Below are 8,958 nucleotides of genomic sequence, written 5' to 3'. Positions count from 1 at the left end.
GCGCCGCGGCCAGGGCATCGACCGCGCCGGGACGGCGGCCGGCGAGAATCAGGATCGATCCGCTCACGCGGCGTCCCGGCGCACCGCCGCAGGCGCGATCTGGCGGATCATGCTTTCAGCGACAATCGTTTCGATCAGCGTCTCGTGCGTGAAGCCGGCCGCAACGGCCGAACGCGAGAACAGCTTTTCGGACCACAGGTTGCAGTTGAGATTGACCTCGAGCAGCCGGACCTCGCCGGTCGCGTGATCGACGCGAAACTCGAAGCGGCCATAGTCGAACGGCCGGAAAACATCGGCCATTCGCCTTGTATATTCGGCGATCCGGCCGGAGATGAGCGGGTCATCGAAGCGCTTGATGCAATATCCGACATGACCCACCAGATCGCGCTTTTCCTGATAGGTGCGAAGCTGGGTCGGATCGGCCTGTTCGAAAATCATCATCGGCAGCATCGCGGGCTCACCGCCCAGCGTGATCACGGGCACCTCGATATCGCTGCCGTCGATAAAGGGCTCGACGAGCGCGTCATGATCGAGCGCGTGGATTTCGGCGATCGACCGGCCGAGTTCGATACGGTCGTGCGCATCGCGGACGCCCCATGACGCCGAGCTGTTGTTCGGCTTGATCACCCAGCGCCGCGCTGGCGGACAGCGCGAGACGTCGATCGGTGCGCCGCGCCGGAACAGCGCCCATGGCGCCGTCGGCACGCTGCGCGCGGCTGCTTCCAGCTTGGTCAGATGCTTGTCGTCGGATAGCCCGCGCACGATCGGCGACGCGCCGAGATAGGGCAGGCCGTGCTGGTTGCAGAGCAAGGGCAGCAGCATTTCCGAATTGAAGAAGCCGCCGCGATTGAGCAGCGGGAAGACAAAGTCGGCGGCGGGCCTGTCGAACAGAGCGGCGTAACTATCCGCGATCAGCAATTCGATTCCCAGTCCCTCCAGCGTCTCCCGCATTTCGCGATGATAGAGCGCGTGATTGCCGTCGTCGGCGTGGAGCCCGCCAGTCCAGCGCGCATGCTTGGCGATGAAGAGCAGCCGCTGCGTTTCGCGCAGATGATCGGGCAGCCGGGTCGGCAGAAGATCGGTCGTTTTCATGCGCGGCATTGACCACACCAAGGTTGCGCAGGAATGACGAATCGGTGACGCCGGTGACACCAAAACGCAAAACCCCTGTCATCATGGTCGGCGCCGCCGCAGAAAGCCGGTCTTTTTCGCGCGCCCAAGACGCGAGCGAGCGTCATTCGCCTGATCGCAAAACCGAACGCCGGGCGCGACCAGTGGCATCATAATCTTCGCCGCACCGTTCGGCGCGCACGGCTCATCGTGGAAACCGGTTCGTCAGAGCAGCACTTTTCGCGGGTGGTTCGTTCGACTGTCACTATGACAAGAAATATCGCCCTCTCCCGCCCCGCCATGAGCGCGATTGCCGCGTTCCTGGCCCTGTCCACCCCCGCCGCTTTTGCGCAGGAAACCCCGACCGTCACGATGACCCCGCCGGTCGCCGCCCCGGTTCCACAAACCCCGCCGGCGGTACCCGAGCCGACGGCGACCGCACCGGTCGCAGTCCCGCAGGCGGCGCAGCCGGTCGCTCCGAAGCCCATCATTCGCGTGCCGCTGGATATCGCTCCGGCAGAAACGGTCGCCGAGCCGAAAGCCGCCCCGCGTGCCGTGACGCCCGCTCCGCGCGCTGAACAATCGGCCCAGCGTGCACGGCCTGTTGCCGCTGCACGAGTTGCGGCCGCGCCGGCGACACCCCCTGTTGCCGAAGCCCCGCTCCTTGATGAAGCGGCTCCGATCGCCACGCCGGCGACGGTAGCGGTCGAGCCTGTCGCCGAAGCGGCACCGCTCCCGGCCGAAAAGGCAAACACAGGCGGAAATGACTTCCCTTGGGAACTTGCCGGAGGCGCTGCGGCGCTGTTGATCGTCGGCGGCGCCGGTCTTGCCTTCGCTCGCCGCCGCCGCGATGTCGGCGAGGAAGAGCCGGCTTATGAATATGCGCCCGCACCTGCCGCCGAACCCGCGACCGCAGGACAGCAGTGGGTAACCCCCGCCTATATGCCGCGCGAGCAGGCCGCTCCGCGGACGGTTCCCGCCTTTGCCGCTGCGCCGAGTGGCAGCATGGGCCGTCACGAAGCGATGGCCATGGCGGGCCCCACGCCCGACAATCCATTCGCAACGCTCAACAAGCGCCTCAAGCGCGCACGCTTCCTCGATCGTCAGGAACGCGTCGCATATGACGAAACGCTCGGCGCGCAGAAGGATATGACGCGCAAGCCGGTCAGCGCCTGGGAAATCGCCCAGCGCCCGGCCCCGGCGACGCAGGAACAGGTGGTAAGCCGTCCTGAACCCACGCGCACCCGCACCTCCCCGACCTTCCGTCCGGGATATTCCAAAAGCTAGCCGGTGACGCTTCTCACCGCATGAAAAAGGGGCGGTGCCTCACAGCACCGCCCCTTTTCTTTTTGCTGGAACCCGGCCGGACGGACCGGCCGGATCACCGAACCGAAATTACTTCAGTTCGACGGTCGCGCCGGCAGCGATCAGCTTGGCCTTCAGCTCTTCAGCTTCAGCCTTGCTGGCGCCTTCCTTGACGGCCTTCGGCGCGCTTTCGACGAGCGCCTTGGCTTCGCCCAGGCCCAGGCCGGTGATCGCGCGGACTTCCTTGATGACGTTGATCTTGTTGCCGCCGTCACCCGTCAGGATGACGTCGAATTCGGTCTGCTCTTCAGCAGCCGGGCCAGCAGCGGCAGCAGCCGGAGCGGCAGCAACAGCAGCAGCAGCCGAAACGCCCCACTTTTCTTCGAGCATCTTCGACAGGTCAGCCGCTTCGAGGACGGTCAGGGTCGACAGTTCTTCAACGATCTTTGCAAGATCAGCCATGTTCATTCTCCATCAGAACCGGGATATCCCGGTAGTATGTTTCAAGGGTTAGTTCGAAATTACGCTGCTTCTTTGGCGGCATATGCGCCAAAAACCCGCGCCAGCTGGCCTGCCGGGGCTGCGGCAATCTGCGCAACCTTGGTGGCCGGAGCCTGCACCAGACCGATGATCTTGGCGCGAAGCTCGTCGAGCGAGGGAAGCGAAGCCAGCGCTTTGACGCCATTCACGTCGAGGACCACGTCGCCCATGCCGCCGCCAACGATTTCAAGCTTGTCGTTGGTCTTGGCAAATTCCACGGCGATCTTCGCAGCCGAGACCGGATCGGTCGAGGTTGCGAGGGCCGTGGGACCGGTCAGCAGTTCGCCGATACCGGTGTAGGACGTGCCATCGAGCGCGATTTTGGCAAGACGGTTCTTCGTGACGCGAAAGTCGGCCCCTGCGTCGCGCATCTGCTGGCGCAGCACCGTCGACTGAGCGACGGTCATGCCGAGGTTGCGGACGACCACAACAGCAGCAGCTGATCCCAGCGTAGCGTTCAGCGAGGATACGGCTTCGGCCTTTTCCGTACGATCCATGCCTATACTCCACTCATCTGCCCGGATTCGCCCGCGCCGAAACGCGTGGCGCCGCCGGGCGGCTAACACACGCAAAGGCAGACGCGAGCCAAGGCTCGCCTGCATTCGCGCAACGATGTCCGATGGGGTCGGTCAAGACGCGTCGCCTGAATGCAGGCGGGCGACCGAAAAAGACTGTTCCCCGTCTCGGCTGGAAATTAAGAAGGGCAAATCCCCTTCACCAACTGTCTCGGACGGAATCGCCAAGGCCGGAGCCCGGACGACACGGGCGCTCCAATAGCGATACGGGCGCGCGAGTCAAGGGCGACCGGCGGAAAAGCACGGTTGGCGCGCGGGCCGCATGGTTCTAGGACGCGGACATGAAGATCAGAGCCTCCACCCCCGCCGACGGCGCGCGCGCCGTCGAAATCTGGCGCGACGCGGTCGATGCCACGCATGACTTCCTGACGCCCGAAGACCGGGTGGCGATCGAGGACGAGGTCCGGGGCTTCCTGCCGGCCGCGCCACTGTGGCTCGCGGTCGATGAGAATGACCGGCCGGTCGCCTTCATGCTGCTCGACGGCAACAGCATGGAAGCGCTGTTCATCGATCCGTCCTGGCGTGGTAAAGGCGTCGGCAAAGCGCTGGTCGATCATGCCGTCGAATTGCACGGCGCGATCTCGACCGAGGTGAACGAGCAGAATGATCAGGCCGTCGGCTTCTACCGGCATCTGGGTTTCGTCCCCACGGGCCGATCGGAGCGCGATGGACAGGGTCGCGCTTACCCCTTGATCCACCTTCACTTTTCGCCGCGAAACTGATCCTCACCCGTGACTGTGGCGAAAAATTGCCGCTCCCTCTTGCGTAAAATATATTAAGATATATCTTAGACACATCAAATCGCATGAAGGAGTTTATGATGCGACATGGAATGAACCGGCATGGATGTGACGAACGCCATGCCATGCGCCGCGCGATGCGCGAATTCGGGCGCGAAGCGATGCGCCACGGAATGCACCGTGGCGGACGCGGCGGCCACGGCTTTGGTGGCCGCGGTTTCGGCGGACGCTTTCGCGACGACGACGAAGGCCGCGGACGGCGCCGGCGGATGTTCGATAGCGGCGAGCTGCGGCTCGTGCTGCTGAAGCTGATCGCCGACGAACCGCGCCACGGCTATGACCTGATCCGCCAGATCGAGGAACTGACCGGCGGCGCCTATGCGCCGAGCCCCGGCGTCATTTACCCCACCCTCACCCTTCTGGACGACATGGGACTGATCGCGGCGACCGACAGCGAAGGCGCGAAGAAACTCTTCGCGATCACCGCAGCCGGTCAGGCCGAACTCGACGCGAACAAGGATGGCGTCGAACGCCTGATCGCCCGCCTGACCGACGTCGGCGAGGAGCAGCAGCGCACCGACAGCGCGTCGGTCCGCCGTGCGATGGGCAATCTGAAGGCGGTGCTGATGAACCGGCTCGGCGACCGCGACCTCGACGAAGCGACGCTGCACGATATCGTCGCGCTGATCGACGAGGCCGCGCAGAAGATCGAGCGCCTCGGATGAGCGCCGCCGCGATCGCCGCCGTGCCGACCGCACACGCGAGCAAATATCTGCAGCAGCTCTGCAAGCACTGGCAGCATAATCTCGCGGTCGAATTCACCCCCGACCACGGCACCGTGACCTTCCCCCGGGATGCGCGCGGTGCCGAGTGTCCCGCCGACGCGCTCGTGACCTTCGATGCCGGACCCGACACCCTGTCGGTCCGCATCGATGCCAGCGGCGACGAGCATCTCGAGGCGATGAAGGGCGTCGTCGCACGCCACCTCGACCGCTTTGCCTTTCGCGAGGCCCCCTTGCCCTTCGACTGGCAGCCGGTATCCAGTTGACGGAACGCCCGGCGCGGAGGCCGCGTTGGGTGTTGCGAATGACTCCCAAAGGAAAGGATTATCCGTGACCGATGCCCAAGGGCTGCTTTGCCCGACCTGCCGCGTGAATCTGACGATGTCCGAGCGACAGGGAATCGAGATCGACTATTGCCCGCAATGCCGCGGGGTATGGCTCGATCGCGGCGAACTCGATAAGATCATCGAACGCAGCGAGGCGGCGAGCGCACCCGCGCCGCGCGCGCCAGCTCCCCCGCCCCCGCCGCAGCCCGAATATCGCGAGCGCGGCTATGACGACCGCCACTACGGCGGCAAGCCATACAAGAAGAACTACAAGAAGAGCTTCCTGAGCGAACTTTTCGACTGATCAGCCGACGATGGCGTGTCGGCGGGCGTAAAGGAAATAGACGCCCAGCCCGCCGACATTCCAGACGAAGAACCAGAGCTGGGTCTGCGCCGGCAGGCTGAAGAACAGATAGATGCAGCCGAGCACCGCGATGCCGCCGACGACCCATGGCATCGGCGCGCGGAAGGTGCGCGGCGCGTCGGGCGCGCGGCGGCGCATGATGAGCATGCAGACCGAAACCGCGGTGAAAGCCGCAAGCGTCCCGGCGTTGGCGAGCGCCGCCAGTTCGCCCAGCGGGATGAAGCCTGCAAGAACCGCCACAACGACGGCCGTGAAGATCGTGATGCGCACCGGAGTCCCGCGCGACGACAGCCTGGCGAGGCTCGCGGGCAGCAATCCGTCGCGCGCCATGGTGAAGAAGATGCGGCTCTGCCCATAGAAGAAGGCGAGAATGACGGTCGGCAGCGCGATGATCGCCGACACCGCCAGATATTGCGCCGCGAGCGGGCTGCCGAGTTCGCGCAGGATCAGCGCCAGCGGCTCGGGGCTGTTGGCGAAGCGGCTGTAGGCGATGGCGCCGACCGCCGCGACCGCGACCGCGATATAGATGGCGACGCAGGCGAACATCGACCCGACGATCCCGATCTTCAGGTCGCGGTCGGGATTGCGCGTTTCCTCGGCAGCGGTCGCAATCGCATCGAAGCCGTAAAAAGCGAAGAAAATGATCGCCGCCGCGGCCATGACGCCGCGCTCGACCCCGTCGGGGCCCATATGCTTGGCAAAGCCATAGGGGCTGAACGGTTCGAGATTGGCGGCGTTGAAAGCGGGAAGCGCGACCGCGACGAACACGACAAGCGCGACCACCTTCACCAGCACGAGGATCGCATTGAGCGTCGCGCTTTCGCGCGTCCCGACGAGGAGCAGCCCCGCGACGACAGCGATGATCGCAATCGCCGGCAGGTTGACGATGCCGCCCAGTTCCGGCCCCTGCATCAACGCCATCGGAGCGCCCGCCCATGCCTCCAGCAACGGTGCGGCATAGCCCGACCAGCCGACCGCGACCGCGCTGACGACCAGCGAATATTCGAGGATCAGGCTCCACCCCACAACCCACGCGAGCAGTTCGCCGATCACGACATAGCTGTAGGTGTAAGCGCTGCCCGAAGCCGGGATCATCGTCGCCATTTCGGCATAGGCAAGCGCCGCGCAGGCGCAGATCAGGCCCGCGATGCCGAACGACAGGATAACTGCAGGTCCCGCCTTGTCGGCACCGACCCCGATCAGCGTGAGGATGCCGGTCCCGACGATCGCGCCGACACCCAGCGCAATCAGATGCGGCCAGCCGAGCGTCCGCGCGAGTGCCTGCTCGCCCTCCCGCCGTTCCGGAACGATCGGTTTGCGGCGAAACAGGCTATCGGTCATGCGGCGGGCTCCCCTCGTTGTTACTTTATTACCGACCTTTGGAACGGAAGACGCCCGAAGGCAAGCTCGGGCTTATCGCGACCCGCGAACGATCCAGCCCGCACGCAAAGCGAGCGTCGCTGCGAACACCACCGCGGACATATAGGCGAGCGGCGGCGACCACATCACGGCCCGCGCGCCGAGCACGGCACCGCCCGCCAGCCCCGCCCACAGGCCGAAATGGTGCAGCCACCGGCGATCGCCCTCGCCGCGCAGCGCATTGGCGATTTTCTGTCCCATCTGGACGAGCGTCCCGGTCATGTAGGTGACGCCGACAACCGATCCGTCGCGCCCCTCGATCGCCGCGTTGACGGCCCCCATTGCAAAGGCAAGGCACAGGATCGCGCTCCAGCCATCGGTTTGCAGCCGCAATAGCGTCGCAATTCCCAGCAAGATCGCGACGCATAGCAGCACCGCTGGTGCCCGCCGCACTCCGGCGCGCGCGCCGACGAGCGATCCCGCGACGACGCCCGTGACGAAAACCGCAATGATGACGCCCGCGACGAGCGCGGCACGCTGCCAATCGGCCAGTCCCACCGCCAGACGTGTCGAGTTGCCCGTCATGAAGGATACGAAAAAGCCCGCCGATTCGACGAAGCCGATCGCATCGACAAATCCCGCGAGCACTGCCGTACCGACCGCCAGCATCTGAACCTGTCGGTCGAAGCGGATCATCGCGTCAGACCAGCGCCTCGATTGCTTCGGCAAGTTTCGCATCGCGTTCCGACAATCCGTCGGCGTCATGCGTCGTCAGCAGGATATCGACGCGGTTGTAGACGTTCGACCATTCGGGATGATGGTCCATTTTTTCGGCGATGATCGCGACGCTCGCCATGAAACCGAAGGCCTGCGCGAAATCGTCGAATTTGAACCGGCGGGTGATGGCGTCGCGTGTCGGTTCGTGAGTCCATTCGGGAAAGCGGGCGAGCAGCGCGGCGCGGGCATCTTCGTCGAGTTTCCGGACCATCTTCTTTCTCCCGCTGGTCAATATCGTGTCGCCGCCATAAGGAAGGGCGCGATGAGCGACAAGAGTGCCCTTTCCCTTCCCGCCGGCTGGACCGGCGGCGCGCCCGATGCCGATGCGCTGTTCGCAATGGCCGAGGCCGCGCTCGAAACCATGCCCGCCGTGTTTGCGCCGCATATCGCGGGTGTGGTGATTTCGATCGAGGAGTTTGCCGACGACGAGGTACTGGCCTCGCTCGACATCGAGCATCCCTATGACCTTACCGGCTTGTACGAAGGCCGCCCGCTGACCGAACGCAGCATCGGCGAAAGCGGCGGCATGCCCGACCGCGTCACCCTGTATCGCGTCCCCATCCTCGTCGAGTGGATCGAGACCGGCGAGCGGCTCGACACGCTGGTCCGGCATGTGCTGATCCACGAAATCGGCCATCATTTCGGTTTTTCGGACGACGACATGCACGCGCTGGAAGATATGGCGTGACGAAGTTGCTGCGGCTGGACAACGCGGCGTGCATTCGCGGCGATCGGTTGCTGTTCGAGGGTCTGACATTGGCGCTGAAACGCGGCGACGCGCTCTGGCTGCGCGGGCCCAACGGCGCGGGCAAGTCGAGTTTGATCCGCCTCGCCGCGGGATTGTTGCGGCCCGCCGCGGGAACGGTCGAACGCCATGAGCGTATCGCGTTGATTGACGAGGCTTCCGCGCTCGACGCCGAATTGCCGCTCCGCCGCGCACTCGATTTCTGGGCGCGGGTTGATACAGTCGACGGCCATGCGGTCGACCGCGCGATGGACGAAATGGCGCTCGCGCCGCTCGCCGGTCTCGATCCACTCGACGAGGATGGGGACGCGATACAGGGTGACGCGGTCGGGCAT

General features: G+C 65.0%; 13 protein-coding genes. 7 read left to right on the top strand and 6 right to left on the bottom strand.

What is annotated here, in order from left to right; all coding sequences use genetic code 11:
* Positions 1-63: 63 nt before the first annotated feature.
* A complete protein-coding gene (locus tag VGD20_RS03525) occupies positions 64-1,092 on the bottom strand; it encodes a phosphoribosylglycinamide synthetase (RefSeq protein WP_331133124.1) in 1,029 nt (342 codons plus the stop codon).
* Positions 1,093-1,410: 318 nt separating this feature from the next.
* Between VGD20_RS03525 and VGD20_RS03520 the strand changes: the two genes are divergently transcribed.
* Positions 1,411-2,397 (top strand): LPXTG cell wall anchor domain-containing protein, encoded by a 987-nt coding sequence (locus VGD20_RS03520; protein ID WP_331133123.1) that lies wholly within the window; start codon positions 1,411-1,413, stop codon positions 2,395-2,397.
* Positions 2,398-2,505: 108 nt separating this feature from the next.
* Here the strand turns inward: VGD20_RS03520 and rplL are convergent, their stop codons facing one another.
* Positions 2,506-2,877, bottom strand: a complete 372-nt coding sequence (gene rplL, locus VGD20_RS03515) for a 50S ribosomal protein L7/L12 (RefSeq protein WP_331133122.1) — start codon at positions 2,875-2,877, stop codon at positions 2,506-2,508.
* Between the two features lie 59 nt (positions 2,878-2,936).
* On the bottom strand, positions 2,937-3,452 hold the full coding sequence (gene rplJ / locus VGD20_RS03510) for a 50S ribosomal protein L10 (RefSeq protein WP_166941561.1): 516 nt from the start codon (positions 3,450-3,452) through the stop codon (positions 2,937-2,939).
* 359 nt (positions 3,453-3,811) lie between these two features.
* On the opposite strand from rplJ, the gene VGD20_RS03505 reads away from it, so the two are divergent.
* From VGD20_RS03505 to VGD20_RS03490, 4 genes are all read left to right on the top strand, one after another.
* Positions 3,812-4,252 (top strand): acetyltransferase, encoded by a 441-nt coding sequence (locus tag VGD20_RS03505; protein WP_331133121.1) that lies wholly within the window; start codon positions 3,812-3,814, stop codon positions 4,250-4,252.
* A gap of 143 nt (positions 4,253-4,395) precedes the next feature.
* Entirely contained in the window at positions 4,396-4,995 is a 600-nt protein-coding gene (locus VGD20_RS03500; protein ID WP_414714537.1) for a PadR family transcriptional regulator, read from the top strand.
* On the top strand, positions 4,992-5,318 hold the full coding sequence (locus tag VGD20_RS03495; RefSeq protein ID WP_331133120.1) for a DUF2218 domain-containing protein: 327 nt from the start codon (positions 4,992-4,994) through the stop codon (positions 5,316-5,318). The genes VGD20_RS03500 and VGD20_RS03495 overlap by 4 nt, the downstream gene beginning before the upstream one ends.
* A gap of 64 nt (positions 5,319-5,382) precedes the next feature.
* Positions 5,383-5,682, top strand: a complete 300-nt coding sequence (locus VGD20_RS03490; protein ID WP_331133119.1) for a zf-TFIIB domain-containing protein — start codon at positions 5,383-5,385, stop codon at positions 5,680-5,682.
* Here VGD20_RS03490 and VGD20_RS03485 read toward each other — a convergent pair whose 3' ends face one another.
* From VGD20_RS03485 to VGD20_RS03475, 3 genes are all read right to left on the bottom strand, one after another.
* Complete coding sequence (locus VGD20_RS03485; RefSeq protein ID WP_331133118.1) at positions 5,683-7,083, bottom strand: amino acid permease; 1,401 nt, start codon at positions 7,081-7,083, stop codon at positions 5,683-5,685. It lies immediately after the preceding gene.
* 72 nt (positions 7,084-7,155) lie between these two features.
* Positions 7,156-7,797 (bottom strand): YoaK family protein, encoded by a 642-nt coding sequence (locus VGD20_RS03480; protein ID WP_331133117.1) that lies wholly within the window; start codon positions 7,795-7,797, stop codon positions 7,156-7,158.
* Between the two features lie 4 nt (positions 7,798-7,801).
* Positions 7,802-8,089, bottom strand: coding sequence for a 4a-hydroxytetrahydrobiopterin dehydratase (locus VGD20_RS03475; protein ID WP_331133116.1), 288 nt, complete (start codon positions 8,087-8,089; stop codon positions 7,802-7,804).
* Positions 8,090-8,140: 51 nt separating this feature from the next.
* Between VGD20_RS03475 and VGD20_RS03470 the strand changes: the two genes are divergently transcribed.
* Both VGD20_RS03470 and VGD20_RS03465 read left to right on the top strand, forming a co-directional pair.
* On the top strand, positions 8,141-8,566 hold the full coding sequence (locus VGD20_RS03470) for a metallopeptidase family protein (protein WP_331133115.1): 426 nt from the start codon (positions 8,141-8,143) through the stop codon (positions 8,564-8,566).
* Positions 8,563-8,958, top strand: a 396-nt coding sequence (locus VGD20_RS03465) for an ABC transporter ATP-binding protein (protein ID WP_331133114.1), incomplete at its 3' end; no start/stop codon positions are given. The genes VGD20_RS03470 and VGD20_RS03465, both read left to right, overlap by 4 nt.

The organism is Sphingopyxis sp., assembly GCF_036402335.1.
Taxonomy (GTDB): Bacteria; Pseudomonadota; Alphaproteobacteria; order Sphingomonadales; family Sphingomonadaceae; genus Sphingopyxis.
This window is presented reverse-complemented; position numbering and strand designations above follow the sequence as displayed.